Raw genomic sequence first — 15,891 nt, forward strand, 5'->3', positions numbered from 1 at the left:
CACCAGTGCGGGGGGCATTTTGCGCAACAAAACGCCAGTGTGCAACTTTATTGACACGTTATGACAATTCGACGGTGCGGCGCGCTTTTATCAATAATCCCTACGCAAACGGTTTCGTCGGCGGCGAGGATTCTCTATAATGACGCGCGTTTTCCCCTGTTGCGCCCAATGAAGCGTCTTATCCGTCGCTTCGAAGACGAGAGAACTTTGATTATGGAAATTCTGCGTGGTTCGCCCGCTTTATCGGCTTTTCGCATTACCAAACTGCTGTCCCGCTGCCAGGACGCCCACCTGCCCGTCAGTGATATCTACGCCGAGTATGTCCACTTTGCCGATGTTAGCGCACCGCTAAGTGCCGAAGAACACGCCAAACTTCAGCGCTTGCTCAAGTACGGTCCTTCTCTCGCCGAACACGCCCCCGAAGGCCGGCTGCTGCTGGTCACGCCGCGCCCGGGCACCATTTCCCCCTGGTCTTCCAAAGCCACCGACATCGCCCACAACTGCGGTTTGCAACAGGTGCTGCGGTTGGAGCGCGGTCTGGCGTTCTACGTCAAGGCGCCTGAGCTGACGGAAGCCCAGTGGCACCAGCTCGCTGCGCTGCTGCACGATCGCATGATGGAAACCGTCTTCAGCGAGCTGCAACAGGCTGAACAGCTGTTCGCGCACCATCAGCCGGCGCCGTATCAGTCGGTCGACGTGCTGGGCGCAGGGCGCGCCGCGCTGGAGCAGGCCAACGTCCGGCTCGGCCTGGCGCTGGCGCAGGACGAGATCGATTACCTGCTGAATGCCTTTACCGGTTTGGGGCGCAACCCGACGGATATCGAACTCTATATGTTTGCGCAGGCCAACTCTGAGCACTGCCGCCACAAGATTTTCAATGCCGATTGGATCATCGACGGCGAACAGCAGCCCAAGTCGCTGTTCAAAATGATCAAGAACACCTATGAGCAGACGCCGGACTATGTGCTGTCGGCGTATAAAGACAACGCCGCGGTGATGGAAGGCTCGCAGGTCGGCCGCTTCTTCGCCGCGCCGGAGAACGGCACGTACGATTACCATCAGGAAGACGCGCATATCCTGATGAAGGTGGAAACCCACAACCACCCGACGGCGATCTCGCCGTGGCCGGGCGCCGCGACCGGCTCCGGCGGCGAGATCCGCGACGAAGGCGCCACCGGCCGCGGCGCCAAGCCGAAGGCCGGCCTGGTGGGCTTCTCGGTGTCCAACCTGCGCATTCCCGGCTTTGAACAGCCGTGGGAGCAGGACTTCGGCAAACCGGAGCGCATTGTCACCGCGCTGGACATCATGACCGAAGGCCCGCTGGGCGGCGCGGCGTTCAACAACGAATTCGGTCGCCCGGCGCTGCTGGGCTACTTCCGCACCTATGAAGAGCGCGTCAACAGCCATAACGGCGTGGAGCTGCGCGGCTACCACAAACCGATCATGCTGGCGGGCGGTATCGGCAACATCCGCGCCGATCACGTGCAGAAAGGGGAAATCACCGTCGGCGCCAAGCTGGTGGTGCTGGGCGGCCCGGCGATGAATATCGGTCTGGGCGGCGGCGCGGCGTCATCGATGGCGTCCGGCCAGTCCGATGCCGATTTGGACTTCGCGTCGGTGCAGCGCGACAACCCGGAAATGGAACGCCGCTGTCAGGAAGTGATCGACCGCTGCTGGCAGCTGGGCGACCAGAACCCGATCCTGTTTATCCATGACGTCGGCGCCGGCGGCCTGTCCAACGCCATGCCGGAGCTGGTGAGCGACGGCGGCCGCGGCGGCCGTTTCGAACTGCGCGACATCCTCAACGACGAGCCGGGCATGAGCCCGCTGGAAGTATGGTGCAACGAATCGCAGGAACGTTACGTGATGGCGATCGCCCCGGCGCAGATGGCGCAGTTCGACGAGATCTGCCGCCGCGAGCGCGCGCCTTACGCGGTGATCGGCGAAGCGACCGAAGAGCAACATCTGACGTTGAACGATCGTCACTTCGACAATCAGCCGATCGACATGCCGCTGGACGTGCTGCTCGGCAAGACGCCGAAGATGACCCGCGACGTGACCCGTCTGCAGGCGCAGGGCCAGGCGGTACAGCGTGAGAACATCACGCTGGCCGACGCGGTGAAGCGCGTGCTGCATCTGCCGGCCGTCGCGGAGAAAACCTTCCTGATCACCATCGGCGACCGCACCGTCACCGGCATGGTGGCGCGCGACCAAATGGTCGGCCCGTGGCAGATCCCGGTAGCCGACTGCGCGGTCACCACCGCCAGTCTGGACAGCTATTATGGCGAAGCGATGTCGCTCGGCGAACGCGCGCCTGTGGCGCTGCTGGACTTCGCCGCCTCCGGCCGCCTGGCGGTCGGGGAAGCGCTGACCAACCTGGCCGCCACGGAAATCGGCAGCCTGAAGCGCGTGAAGCTGTCCGCCAACTGGATGGCCGCCGCCGGCCACCCGGGTGAAGACGCCGGCCTGTACGAAGCGGTGAAAGCGGTGGGCGAAGAGCTGTGCCCGGCGCTGGGCATCACCATTCCGGTGGGCAAAGACTCCATGTCGATGAAAACCCGCTGGCAGGAAGGCAATGAACAGCGTGAAATGACCTCGCCGCTGTCGCTGGTCATCACCGCCTTCGCCCGCGTGGAAGACGTGCGCCACACCGTGACGCCGCAATTGCGCACCGATAAGGGCGACAGCTCGCTGCTGTTGATCGACCTGGGCAACGGCCATAACGCGCTGGGTGCTACCGCGCTGGCGCAGGTTTATCGCCAACTGGGCGACAAACCGGCCGATGTGCGCGATGTCGCGCAGCTGGCGGGCTTCTTCAACGCCATGCAGCAGCTGGTGGCCGATCGCGCGCTGCTGGCTTATCACGACCGCGCTGACGGCGGCCTGCTGGTGACGCTGGCGGAGATGGCCTTCGCCGGTCACTGCGGCGTAGAGGTTAACCTCGATGGCCTCGGCGACGATGCGCTGGCGGTGCTGTTCAACGAAGAGCTGGGCGCGGTGATCCAGGTGAGCGCCGAACGTCTCGACGACGTGAAGCGGGCGTTCGCGCAGCACGGTCTGACCGACAACGTGCATCACATCGGCAGCGTACAGGCCGGCGATCGTTTCGTCATCAATCAGCACGGCAAAGCGTTGTACAGCGAAAGCCGCAATACCCTGCGCACCTGGTGGGCGGAAACGACCTGGCAGATGCAGCGTCTGCGCGACAACCCGGCGTGCGCCGATCAGGAACATCAGGCCAAGCAGGATGAACAAGATCCCGGCCTGAACGTGAAGCTGACCTTCGCACCCGAGGAAGACATCGCTGCGCCGTACATCGCCAAGGGCGCTCGCCCGAAAGTGGCGGTGCTGCGCGAGCAGGGGGTGAACTCCCACGTTGAAATGGCGGCGGCGTTCCACCGCGCCGGCTTTGACGCCGTGGACGTGCACATGAGCGATCTGCTGGCCGGGCGTCGCGATCTGCAGGACTTCCACACGCTGGTGGCCTGCGGCGGCTTCTCTTACGGCGACGTTCTGGGCGCCGGCGAAGGCTGGGCGAAGTCTATCCTGTTCAACGAGCGGGTGCGCGACGAGTTCGAGGCGTTCTTCCACCGTCCGCAGACGCTGGCGCTGGGCGTGTGCAACGGCTGCCAGATGATGTCCAACCTGCGTGAGCTGATCCCGGGCGCCGAACACTGGCCGCGCTTCGTGCGCAACCTGTCGGATCGCTTCGAGGCGCGCTTCAGCCTGGTGGAAGTGGCGGCCAGCCCGTCGCTGTTCATGCAGGGCATGACCGGCTCGCGCATGCCGATCGCCGTTTCCCATGGCGAAGGACATGTCGAAGTGCGCGATGCGGCGCATCTGGCGGCGTTGGAAAGCCACGGCCTGGTGGCGCTGCGTTTCGTCAACAACGCCGGTCAGGTCACGGAAGCTTACCCGGCTAACCCGAACGGTTCGCCGAATGGCATCACCGCTGTGACCAGCGCCAACGGGCGCGCAACGGTGATGATGCCGCACCCGGAACGCGTGTTCCGCACCGTCAGCAACTCCTGGCACCCGGAAGAGTGGGGCGAGGATAGCCCGTGGATGCGCATGTTCCGCAACGCCCGTAAGCAACTGGGCTAAAAACGGCCACCACCGTACAGAGGGCGCAAGTAATTGCGCCCTTTTTTATGGCCGGCACTCGGCGATTGGCGGCAGTGTCTGCATTTAGCGACAAGTGCTGGTTTGCTTGTCGCTAAATGGAGACATTTAACCCATTGATTTTATTGCCGGTAAACAGGTTTGACTTTAGTTGTCGGCGTTTGGCGACAGGGTGGTGTTTTTTTCATCGTGCATTGGTGCTGATTGGGCGCATGGATTTACCTTTTTTTATTTATTATAAAATAAAATCATTATGTTATGATTTTTGTTGCAAAGTTGGCACGTAACGTGCATTATTCTCGGCGGCTGCTCATTCACCTTTTTATGACGGCGCCGTAATTAGACGGCAAATCGCCTCATAAGCCTCCGAATGATGCCAAAGAAATGGTGCCTATCGTCCAACCAAACCGATAACAGACCGCGCAAGCGGCTTTATCAAGCATCGGGCGACACGTGGAGTGAGGCACCGCCTGTATCCAACTGTGATGAAGGGTTCATCAATCCTGGATACTTACGGATGCTATTCGTCCTGTTCGATGCCAGCCGCTGCGCTACATCACCCTGGGGACGAGGTTCAAGGGCATCCACACTTTCCTTGCGGCGGGGCAAGCTTATTGCCCCGGCGTCAATTCTCAACGCTGCGCTTATCCCTGTTTCGTTGCCCATGCCCTCGAACGCAGACGCTCTCCCCACACTTTCGCTTTTGCACCGGTTTTTGTTACCGAGGTCGTATGCCATCGGCAGACTAATCCTATCGGCGCGGTTCACCGATCCCACGGCTTTTTCCTTGTGCGTTCAGGATTCTCCCTTGTCGGGCTTTTCTCTTTCCGGCGAGTCAGTTAGCATCGTGACAGAGCTGAGAGAATGAGATGATTTCGTTGAAAAAATGGCGTTTATTCCCCCGTTCGCTGCGGCAATTGGTGCTGCTGGCCTTCCTGTTGGTGCTGCTGCCGCTGTTGGTGCTGGCCTATCAGGCCTACCAGAGCCTGGATCACCTGAGCGCGCAGGCGGCGGACATCAACCGCACCACGCTGGTGGACGCTCGGCGCAGCGAGGCGATGACCAGCGTGGCGCTGGAGATGGAGCGCAGCTATCGTCAGTACTGCGTGTTGGTCGATCCTACGCTGCAGAAGCTGTACCAGAACCAGCGCAAACAGTATTCGCAGATGCTGGACGCCCACGCGCCGATCTTGCCGGACGAGCGCTACTACCAAACGCTGCGCCAGTTGCTGACCCAACTGGCGGCGATCAAATGCCATAACAGCGGGCCGGACCAAGAGGCTTCGGCCTTGCTCGAGTCGTTCTCCCGTTCCAACGCCGAAATGGTGCAGGCCACGCGCGCGGTGGTGTTCTCGCGCGGCCAGCAGCTGCAGCAGGCCATTGCCGAGCGGGGCCAGTTCTTCGGCTGGCAGGCGCTGCTGCTGTTCCTGGTCAGCGTGCTGCTGGTGGTGCTGTTCACCCGCATGATCATCGGGCCGGTCAAGGCCGTGGAGCGGATGATCAACCGCCTGGGGGAAGGGCGCGCGTTGGGCAGCACCGCATCATTCAAAGGGCCGCGCGAGCTGCGTTCGCTGGCGCAGCGCATCATCTGGCTGAGCGAACGGCTGGCGTGGCTGGAGTCGCAGCGCCACGAGTTCCTGCGCCATATCTCGCATGAATTGAAAACGCCGCTGGCCAGCATGCGCGAAGGCACCGAACTGCTGGCCGACGAGGTGGCGGGGCCGCTGACTTCCGACCAGAAAGAGGTGGTGACGATCCTCGACAACAGCAGCCGCCACCTGCAGCAGCTGATTGAACAACTGCTGGATTACAACCGCAAACTGGCCGATGGCCCGGCGGAGCACGAGAACGTCGAGCTGCGCGAGATGGTCGATTTGGTGGTCGCCGCGCACAGTTTGCCGGCGCGGGCGAAGATGATTTCCACCGAAATCGCGCTGGAAGCGGAAATCTGCTGGGCAGAGCCTACGCTATTAATGCGCGTGCTGGATAATCTCTACTCCAATGCGGTGCACTACGGCAAGGAATCCGGTAACATTTGGATCCGCAGCCGTCAGGTTGGACAACGGGTGCAAATCGACGTCGCCAATACCGGCACGCCGATCCCCGAGGCTGAAAGAGCCATGATTTTCGAGCCTTTTTTCCAGGGTAGTCACCAGCGAAAAGGGGCGGTAAAAGGAAGCGGACTGGGGTTGAGCATCGCTCAGGACTGTATCCGTCGCATGCGCGGTGAGCTGCAACTGGCGACGGTCGCCGGTGCAGACGTCTGCTTCCGCATTGAACTGCCGTTAACCGCCGAGAATGAATAAATAATGTACACATGGTCTAAACGCCTTCGTCTTTCACAGACCGAACGTTCACCGCGTGCCACGCACAGAGCGCCGCTCGGCAAACGCCCGATCACCTGGCTGGGCGCCGTTTTCTTTATGCCGCTGTTGCTGGCGGGCTGCGTCGATCGCGCCGTCAGCGGCGGATTGAGCGCTCAGCAGCAAGAGGCGATCCCGGATACCAAGGTGATCGATTACCGCACCGCGGCTTGCGATACCCTGTGGCAATTGGACGACAAGGACGCGCTGGATAACGCGCTCTACTGGCTGCGCGCGATGGACTGCGCCGATCGCATCGGCTCGACCCAGGCGCGTGCGCTGGCGAAAACGGTGCCGGGCGACAGCTGGTCCGGCGTTTTCAAACAGAGCATCCTGCTGGGGAGCGCACAGCCGACCTCCGGTGAACGCCGCCAGATGCTCGACAGGATCAACAGTTACCGGATGGAGTTCCCCGGTTCGCTGCGTCCGTTGACGCAGCTGTGGCGCCAGCAGCAGATGCTGCAGATCACGTTGTTCGATGAGAAAGCGCGCTATCAGCATCTGCAGGAGAGCAGCGACAGCCAGATCGATTCGCTGCGCCAGAATCAGGCGCGCCTGCAGTCGCAGCTGCAGGACACCTCGCGCAAGCTGGAAAACCTGACCGATATCGAACGCCAGCTCTCATCGCGCAAGCAGCTGCAAGGGGAAATCCCGGAAAACGGCGCGGGCCAGCAGAAGGGCGAAGCTGCCGGTAAAAGCGGCGCGGCCGCCAAAGGCGCTGAAACGCAGGACGAACCGGAAAAAGGCACCGCGCTGCCGGTTGAACCGGAAGACACCTATACGCCGCACCCCGCCAATAAGGAGTCCCACGCGCAATGACCGCACGCAAACCGGCCAACCTGTTATTGGTTGACGACGATCCCAGCCTGCTGAAGCTGCTGGGCATGCGCCTGACCAGCGAAGGTTTTCACGTCACCACCGCCGAAAGCGGCCAGGAGGCGCTGCGCCTGTTGGTGCGCGAACAGATCGATCTGGTGATCAGCGATCTGCGCATGGATGAGATGGACGGCATGGCGCTGTTCGCCGAAATCCAAAAGCATCAGCCGGGCATGCCGGTGATCATTCTTACCGCGCACGGTTCGATTCCCGATGCGGTGGCCGCCACCCAGCAGGGAGTGTTCAGCTTCCTCACCAAACCGGTGGATCGCGATGCGCTCTATAAGGCCATCGACGAGGCGCTGTCGCTGTCGGCCTCCCCCGCGGGTGACGACGCCTGGCGCGAAGACATCGTCACCCGCAGCCCGTTGATGCTGCGCCTGCTGGAGCAGGTGAAAATGGTGGCCCAGTCCGACGTCAGCGTGTTGATCAACGGCCAGAGCGGCACCGGCAAAGAGGTGTTGGCGCAGGCGATCCACGCCGCCAGCCCGCGCGCGGGCAAGGCGTTCATCGCCATCAACTGCGGGGCGCTGCCGGAGCAACTGCTGGAGTCCGAACTGTTCGGCCACGCCAAGGGCGCCTTCACCGGCGCGGTCAGCAGCCGCGAAGGGCTGTTCCAGGCGGCGGCGGGCGGCACGCTGTTCCTCGACGAGATAGGCGACATGCCGCTGTCGCTGCAGGTGAAACTGCTGCGCGTGCTGCAGGAGCGCAAGGTGCGGCCGCTGGGCAGCAACCGCGATCTGGACATCGACGTGCGCATTATCTCCGCCACCCACCGCGATCTGCAAAAGGCGATGGCGAAGAACGAGTTCCGCGAAGATCTCTACTATCGCCTCAACGTGGTGAATCTGAAGATCCCGGCGCTCAACGAGCGTGCCGAAGACATTCCGCTGCTGGCCAATCACCTGTTGCGCGAAGCGGCTCAGCGGCACAAGCCGTTCGTGCGCAGCTTCTCGACCGACGCCATGAAGCGGCTGATGACCGCCAGCTGGCCGGGCAACGTGCGTCAGTTGGTCAACGTCATCGAGCAGTGCGTGGCGCTGACTTCGGCGCCGGTGATCAGCGAGGCGCTAGTGGAACAGGCGCTGGAAGGGGAAAACACCGCGCTGCCGACTTTCGCCGAAGCGCGCAACCAGTTTGAGTTGCACTATCTGCGCAAACTGCTGCAGATCACCAAGGGCAACGTGACCCAGGCCGCGCGCATGGCGGGCCGCAACCGCACCGAGTTTTACAAATTGCTGTCGCGCCACGAGCTGGACGCCAACGATTTCAAAGAATGACAGATTCCCGCCGGCGCCTGCCACGCAGGTTCTCAACAAATCCGGCGGAATGATTTACACTCCGTTCTCTTTGCCGCGGCGCGCCCCGGCGTAGAGCACCATGGAACGTATTAAGCGGGATCGTACACAAATGAGCAGATCACTTTCCATCGCCCTGGCCCAGCTGAACCTGCTGGTCGGCGACATTGAAGGCAACACCGAACGCATGTTGCAAATCGTGCAGGAGCAGCAGAAGGCGGGAGCCGATCTGGTCATGTTCACCGAACTGGCGCTGTCCGGCTACCCGCCGGAAGACCTGCTGTACCGCAATGATTTCTATCAGCGCTGTGATGCGCAGCTGCTGCGCCTGCAGCAGGCTTCCGCCGAGACGGCGATCCTGGTCGGCCACCCGTGGCGCGAAGGCGACAAGCTGTACAACGCGCTGTCGCTGTTTGCCGAAGGCCGCCTGCTGACCCGCTACTTCAAACAGCAGTTGCCGAACTACGGCGTGTTCGATGAGAAGCGCTATTTCCACGCCGGCAACGACACCTGCGTGGTGGAACTGAAAGGCTACCGTCTGGGACTGCTGATTTGCGAAGATCTGTGGTTCCCGGAGCCGATCGACGCCGCCAAGGCCGCCGGCGCGGAGATTATCCTGTCGATCAACGCCTCGCCGTATAACCGCGAAAAACCGTATATCCGCAAAACGCTGATGGCCGGCCACTGCCAGCGCACCCAGCTGCCGCTGGTGTACCTCAACCAGGTCGGCGGCCAGGATGAGCTGATCTTCGACGGCTGCTCCAAGGTCTTCGACGCCGCCGGCACCATGACCCACCGTCTGGCGGCCTTCGACGAGCAGGTCACTCGCCTGGAATTCAACGAGCTGGACGTGGTGGCGATGGCCGATCCGGCCGCTGAGTTGCCGCAGCTGGCGCAGGTGTATCAGGCGCTGGTGTTGGCGGTGCGCGACTACGTGACCAAGAACGGTTTCAAAGGCGCGGTGCTGGGGCTGTCCGGCGGCATCGACTCGGCGCTGACGCTGGCGATCGCCGTGGATGCGTTAGGTAAAGACAAGGTGCAGGCGCTGATGATGCCGTTCCGCTATACCGCAGATATCAGCATCGCCGACGCCAAGGAAGAGGCGGAAATCCTCGGCGTGGAGTTCGATATCGTCTCCATCGAGCCGATGTTCGATGCCTTTATGGGCCAGCTGTCGCCGATGTTCGCCGGCACCGAGCGCGACACCACCGAAGAGAACCTGCAGGCGCGTTGCCGCGGGGTGGTGCTGATGGCGCTGTCCAACAAACGCCGCAGCATCGTGCTGACCACCGGCAACAAGAGCGAAATGGCGGTGGGTTACGCCACGCTGTACGGCGATATGGCCGGCGGTTTCGACGTGCTGAAGGACGTGCCGAAAACGCTGGTGTTCAAGCTGTCCGAATACCGCAACACCGTCTCCTACGTGATCCCGCAGCGGGTAATCGATCGTCCGCCGTCCGCCGAGCTGGCGCCGGATCAGGTCGATCAGGACAGCCTGCCGCCGTACGATATCCTGGACGCGATCCTCGAAGGCTACGTTGAGCGCGACAAGTCGGTCGCCGATCTGGTGGCCGAAGGCTTCGACGAAGCGATCGTGCGCAAGGTGATCCGCCTGGTGGACATCAACGAATACAAGCGGCGTCAGGCCGCCGTCGGGCCGCGCATCACCGCCCGTAACTTCGGCAAAGACCGCCGTTATCCCATCACATCCGGTTTTGGCCGCAAAAATTGGTAATAAGGAAAGAAGATGAAAAAGATCGACGCGATTATCAAGCCGTTCAAACTGGATGACGTCCGCGAAGCGCTGGCCGAAGTGGGCATCACCGGCATGACGGTCACCGAAGTCAAAGGCTTCGGCCGCCAGAAGGGCCACACCGAGCTGTACCGCGGCGCCGAGTACATGGTCGACTTTCTGCCGAAGGTGAAGATAGAGATCGTGGTTGCCGACGACATCGTCGACACCTGCGTAGAAACCATCATGCAGACGGCGCAGACCGGCAAGATCGGCGACGGCAAGATTTTCGTCTTCGACGTGGCGCGCGTGGTGCGCATCCGTACCGGCGAGCAGGACGAAGAAGCGATCTGATCCTCCGCAGGATCATCGGTCATCAGGGCGCAGCTTGCTGCGCCCTTGCCATTTCTGTCCCCCGCACATCGCACTTCTTCGCCTCATTGTTCCCCCCATTTTTGCCTGTCAGCATTCTAAAAAAGCGAACGCTATCGCGTTTTTGATACTTTTCCCGATCGCTTCTCTCGCGAGATCTACAATCAACGTAACTATTTTGATTAAGGTGATCCCCAATGAATTTCAAGTTGCGGCTAGGCGGCAAGGGCGTGCATCCCCAGGAGCTTACTCAAGTAAGTGACTGGGGTAAGCGAACGCAGACAACAACGCAGCGGCTTGAAAGGCGATGGGGATGATGACGTTACGCCAAATCCGCCACTTCATCGCGGTGGCGGAAACCGGGTCGATCTCCGCCGGCGCCCAGGCGGTGTTTGTCTCCCAGTCTTCGCTGACGCTCGCTATCCAGCAGCTGGAAACCGAGATCGGCGTGCGGCTGTTCGAGCGCCACGCCAAGGGCATGACACTGACCCATCAGGGGCATCAGTTTCTACGCCAGTCGTATCTGATCCTGGCGACGGTGGACAACGCCAAGCGCAGCCTGCAGATCGGCACCGAAAGCCTGACCGGCAAGCTGACCATCGGCGTCACAAGTCTGGTGGCGGGCTACTTCCTGGTGGAACTGCTCACGCGCTTTAAATCGGCCTATCCCAACGTCACCGTGCAGGTGGTTGAAGACGAACGCCCGTACATCGAGCATCTGCTGGTCAGCGGCGAGATCGACATCGGCGTGCTGATCTTGTCGAACATCGAAGACCGCGACGCGCTGCAGACCGAGGTGCTGATGCACTCGCCGTATCGCCTGTGGCTGCCGCCGCTGCACCCGCTGCTGGAGCACGAGAGCATCAGCCTGGCGGACGTGGCTAAACAGCCGCTGATCCAGCTCAACGCCGATGAAATGGACGTGCACGCGCGGCGCATCTGGGCGCGCGCCGGGCTGAAGCCGGAGATCGCCATGAAGACCGCCTCGACCGAGGCGGTGCGAAGCCTGGTGGCGGCGGGGATGGGGGTGTCTATCCAGCCGGACATGGCGTACCGCGCCTGGTCGCTGGAAGGCAACATGATCGAGGCGCGCAAGCTGGACGATCTGCTGGAGCCGCTGGATATCGGGTTGGCGTGGCGGCGCGGCAGCGCGCGGCCGGAACTGGTGACGCCGTTCATCACCATCGCGCGCGAGAACGGCAGCAAACACGCCGCCGGGCTTAAGCATTCGATTTAATCGAACGCGTCGTTCAGTATTTAGAATTTGTTGCCCGCCAGAGGCTCGCTTAGGCTGATTAAAACTAACTTATTCACATTTGGTTAACGTTTTTGTCACTTAGGGGCGTCAGGCGATGGCAGATGTGCAAGTTCTCTCAGGTTTGTCCTGTCAGCAGTTCATTAACGGTCAGCTTATCGACGGCGAAGGCCAGCAGGAATGCATCGTCAATCCGGCCAACGGCGAGACGCTGATCGCCCTGACCGAAGCCTCTTCGGCGCAGGTTGGCAGCGCGGTGAAAGCCGCGCAGCAGGCATTTGGCCACTGGTCGCGCACTACACCGGCCCAGCGCGCCACGCTGCTGTTGCGCATTGCCGACGCCATCGAGCGGCAGGCGCCGCAGCTGGCGCAGCTGGAGGCCCTCAACTGCGGCAAACCGCTGCATCAGGCGCTCAATGACGATCTGCCGGCGGCGGTCGACGTGTTCCGCTTCTTCGCCGGCGCGGTGCGTACGCAACAAGGGCAACTGGCCGGTGAGTATGTGCCGGGCCACACCTCGATGATCCGCCGCGATCCGATCGGCGTAGTCGCCTCGATCGCCCCCTGGAACTATCCGCTGATGATGGCGGCGTGGAAGATCGCGCCGGCGTTGGCGGCGGGCAATACCGTGGTATTCAAACCGTCCGAGCATACGCCGCTGACCATTTTGGCGCTGGTGCCCGCGCTGCAGGAGATCCTGCCGCCGGGCGTGCTGAATATCGTCTACGGCGGCGGTGAAGGGGTCGGCAGCCAGCTGGTGGGGCACCCGCAGGTGCGGCTGGTGTCGGTCACCGGCGATATCGTCACCGGGCAAAAAATTCTTCAGGCGGCGGCCAAAAGCGTTAAGCGCACCCACCTGGAACTGGGGGGCAAGGCGCCGGTGATCGTCTGTGACGACGCCGATCTTGACGAAGTGGTCAACGGCATTCGCACCTACGGCTATTACAACGCCGGTCAGGACTGCACCGCCGCCTGCCGCATCTACGCGCAGGCGGGCATCTATCCCAAACTGGTGGACGCGCTGGGCGAGGCGGTCGCCAGTCTGCGCTTCGCCCGCAAGCGCGATCAGGACAACGAGATCGGCCCGTTGATAAGTAGCCGCCAGCGCGATCGCGTCGCCAGCTTTGTCGAGCGCGCGCTCAGCCAACCGCATATCGAATTGATCACCGGCGCCGCGGCCCACTCCGGGCCGGGGTTCTATTACCAGCCGACCCTGCTGGCGGGCTGCCTGCAAAGCGACGAAATCGTGCAGCGCGAGGTGTTTGGCCCGGTGGTCAGCGTCACGCGCTTCGAGCATCTGGCGCAGGCGGTCGAATGGGCCAACGACTCGGAATACGGGCTGGCTTCGTCGGTATGGACGCAAAATATCGATCGGGCGCTGCACATCGCCGCCCATCTGCAGTACGGCAGCACCTGGATCAACACCCATTTCACCTTGGCGAGCGAGATGCCGCACGGCGGCCTGAAACGCTCCGGCTACGGCAAGGATCTGTCCAGCGATTCGCTGCAGGATTACAGCGTTGTCAGGCACGTAATGGCGAAGTTCAAAGCCAGCTTCTAGCGGTTCTATAAAGCAAAATCAGGCGGCAGCCGTTCCCTGCCGCACACAGATACGCAACACAGGGGTAATTACGATGAGAAAAACTACCGCAGTCACCACCACCGTCTCCGCGCTCTGTCTCACCGTGCTGTGCGGTCTGGCCCAGGCGGCCGATCTGCCGCAGTCGCTGGGCAAGGGCGAAGGCCGGCTGGATATCATCGCCTGGCCCGGCTACATCGAACGCGGCCAGTCCGACAAAAACTACGACTGGGTCACCCAGTTTGAGAAGCAAACCGGCTGTGCGGTGAACGTGAAGACCGCCGCCACTTCCGATGAAATGGTCAGCCTGATGGCCAAGGGCGGCTACGATCTGGTAACCGCCTCCGGCGACGCCTCGCTGCGCCTGATTTTCGGCAAGCGGGTGCAGCCGATCAACACCGCGCTGATCCCGAACTGGAAGAACATCGATCCGCGCCTGCTGAACGGTGCCTGGTACACCGTGGACGGCAAAACCTACGGCACGCCGTACCAGTGGGGGCCGAACCTGCTGATGTACAACACCAAAACCTTCCCGACGCCGCCGGATAGCTGGGCGGTGATCTTCCAGCAGCAGAACCTGCCGGACGGCAAGAGCAACCAAGGGCGGGTGCAGGCTTACGACGGCCCGATCTACATCGCCGACGCGGCGCTGTTCCTGAAGGCCACCCAGCCGCAGCTCGGCATCAGCGATCCTTACCAGCTCAACGAAGAGCAGTATCAGGCGGCGCTGAAGCTGCTGCGCAGCCAGCACGCGCTGATCCACCGCTACTGGCACGACACCTCGGTGCAAATGAGCGACTTTAAAAACGAAGGCGTGGTGGCCTCCAGCGCCTGGCCGTATCAGGCTAACGCCCTGAAGGGTGAAGGGCAGCCGATCGCTACCGTGTTCCCGAAAGAGGGTGTGACCGGCTGGGCGGATACCACCATGCTGCATACCGACGCCAAACACCCGAGCTGCGCCTACCAGTGGATGAACTGGTCGCTGGAGCCGAAGGTGCAGGGCGACGTGGCGGCCTGGTTCGGGTCGGTACCGGCTTCGCCGGCGGGCTGCAAGGCCAGCGCGCTGCTGGGTGAGAAGGGCTGCGAAACCAACGGCTTCAACCAGTTCGACAAAATCGCCTTCTGGAAAACGCCGCAGGCGCAGGGCGGCAAGTTCGTGCCATACAGCCGCTGGACCCAGGATTACATCGCCATCATGGGCGGCCGCTAAGCCGCGGGGGCGCGGCTCGCTGCGCCCGAATCACATCAGTATGGAGCACAGAAAATGACCATTGCCGTGCAATTCATCGATGTTTCGCGGACTTTCGGCGATGTTCGCGCCGTGGATCGGGTATCCATCGACATTCAGGACGGGGAATTTTTCTCCATGCTCGGGCCATCCGGCTCGGGCAAAACCACCTGCCTGCGCCTGATCGCCGGCTTTGAACAGCTCACTTCCGGCTCGATTCGCATCCACGGCCAGGAAGCCGCCAACCTGCCGCCGTATCAGCGCGACGTGAACACCGTATTTCAGGATTACGCGCTGTTTCCGCACATGTCGGTGCTGGAAAACGTCGCCTACGGCCTGATGGTGAAGGGCGTCGCCAAACGCGAGCGGCTGGCGCGGGCGCAAGAGGCGCTGGAGAGCGTGGCGCTCGGTTTCGTCGCCGAACGCAAACCGGCGCACCTGTCGGGCGGCCAGCGCCAGCGCGTGGCGTTGGCGCGCGCGCTGGTCAATCGGCCGCGGGTGCTGCTGCTGGACGAGCCGCTCGGCGCGCTGGATCTCAAGCTGCGCGAGCAGATGCAGGGCGAGCTGAAGAAGCTGCAGCGTCAGCTGGGCATCACCTTTATCTTCGTCACCCACGATCAAAGCGAAGCGCTGTCGATGTCCGATCGGGTGGCGGTGTTCAATAACGGCCGCATCGAACAGGTGGATACGCCGCGCGAGCTTTACATGCGGCCGAAGACGCCGTTCGTCGCCGAGTTCGTCGGCACCTCCAACGTGGTGCGCAGCGAGCTGGCACAGCGCCTGCTCGGCGAAAGCCGAACCTTCTCGATCCGGCCGGAACATATCCGCCTGCTGGAGCACGGCGGCGCGGCGCAGGACGAGATCCAGGTGCAGGGCACGCTGCAGGAAATCCATTACCAGGGCGCGGCCACGCGGTATGAAATCGCGCTGAACGGCGGCGAAAAGCTGCTGGTCAGCCAGGCTAATCCGCAGTGGATCGCCGCAGGGCAACAGCGGCAGATCGGCCAGCCGATCGTCGCCTGCTGGCCGCGCGCGGCGATGGTGCCGCTGCTGGAGGAGAGGTGAG

General features: G+C 62.2%; 10 protein-coding genes. All 10 read left to right on the plus strand.

Annotated features, from left to right (window positions below):
- Positions 1 to 213: 213 nt before the first annotated feature.
- Positions 214 to 4,104 (plus strand): phosphoribosylformylglycinamidine synthase, encoded by a 3,891-nt coding sequence (gene purL, locus ACUTQY_RS20765; protein ID WP_170852840.1) that lies wholly within the window; start codon positions 214 to 216, stop codon positions 4,102 to 4,104.
- A gap of 887 nt (positions 4,105 to 4,991) precedes the next feature.
- Positions 4,992 to 6,428 (plus strand): sensor histidine kinase, encoded by a 1,437-nt coding sequence (locus tag ACUTQY_RS20770; protein WP_044030659.1) that lies wholly within the window; start codon positions 4,992 to 4,994, stop codon positions 6,426 to 6,428.
- A gap of 3 nt (positions 6,429 to 6,431) precedes the next feature.
- Positions 6,432 to 7,304 carry a two-component system QseEF-associated lipoprotein QseG gene (gene qseG / locus ACUTQY_RS20775; RefSeq protein WP_052133764.1) on the plus strand — a complete coding sequence of 291 codons (873 nt, stop codon included), beginning with the start codon at positions 6,432 to 6,434 and terminating at the stop codon, positions 7,302 to 7,304.
- Positions 7,301 to 8,641 (plus strand): two-component system response regulator GlrR, encoded by a 1,341-nt coding sequence (glrR, locus tag ACUTQY_RS20780; protein WP_046687667.1) that lies wholly within the window; start codon positions 7,301 to 7,303, stop codon positions 8,639 to 8,641. The genes qseG and glrR overlap by 4 nt, the downstream gene beginning before the upstream one ends.
- A 130-nt stretch (positions 8,642 to 8,771) precedes the next feature.
- On the plus strand, positions 8,772 to 10,394 hold the full coding sequence (locus ACUTQY_RS20785; RefSeq protein ID WP_046687666.1) for an NAD+ synthase: 1,623 nt from the start codon (positions 8,772 to 8,774) through the stop codon (positions 10,392 to 10,394).
- A 12-nt stretch (positions 10,395 to 10,406) separates the two neighbouring features.
- On the plus strand, positions 10,407 to 10,745 hold the full coding sequence (glnB, locus tag ACUTQY_RS20790) for a nitrogen regulatory protein P-II (RefSeq protein WP_004847623.1): 339 nt from the start codon (positions 10,407 to 10,409) through the stop codon (positions 10,743 to 10,745).
- Positions 10,746 to 11,076: 331 nt separating this feature from the next.
- Complete coding sequence (locus tag ACUTQY_RS20795; protein ID WP_046687665.1) at positions 11,077 to 12,000, plus strand: LysR substrate-binding domain-containing protein; 924 nt, start codon at positions 11,077 to 11,079, stop codon at positions 11,998 to 12,000.
- Between the two features lie 115 nt (positions 12,001 to 12,115).
- Entirely contained in the window at positions 12,116 to 13,579 is a 1,464-nt protein-coding gene (locus tag ACUTQY_RS20800; RefSeq protein ID WP_042785220.1) for a gamma-aminobutyraldehyde dehydrogenase, read from the plus strand.
- Positions 13,580 to 13,652: 73 nt separating this feature from the next.
- The gene (gene ydcS / locus ACUTQY_RS20805; RefSeq protein WP_033644107.1) at positions 13,653 to 14,807 is read left to right on the plus strand and encodes a putative ABC transporter substrate-binding protein YdcS; all 1,155 of its coding nucleotides are present in this window, start codon (positions 13,653 to 13,655) and stop codon (positions 14,805 to 14,807) included.
- Between the two features lie 54 nt (positions 14,808 to 14,861).
- Entirely contained in the window at positions 14,862 to 15,890 is a 1,029-nt protein-coding gene (locus ACUTQY_RS20810) for an ABC transporter ATP-binding protein (protein WP_033644106.1), read from the plus strand.
- The last annotated feature ends 1 nt before the right edge of the window (position 15,891 follow it).

It is taken from the genome of Serratia sp. TSA_130.1 (genome assembly GCF_052691795.1).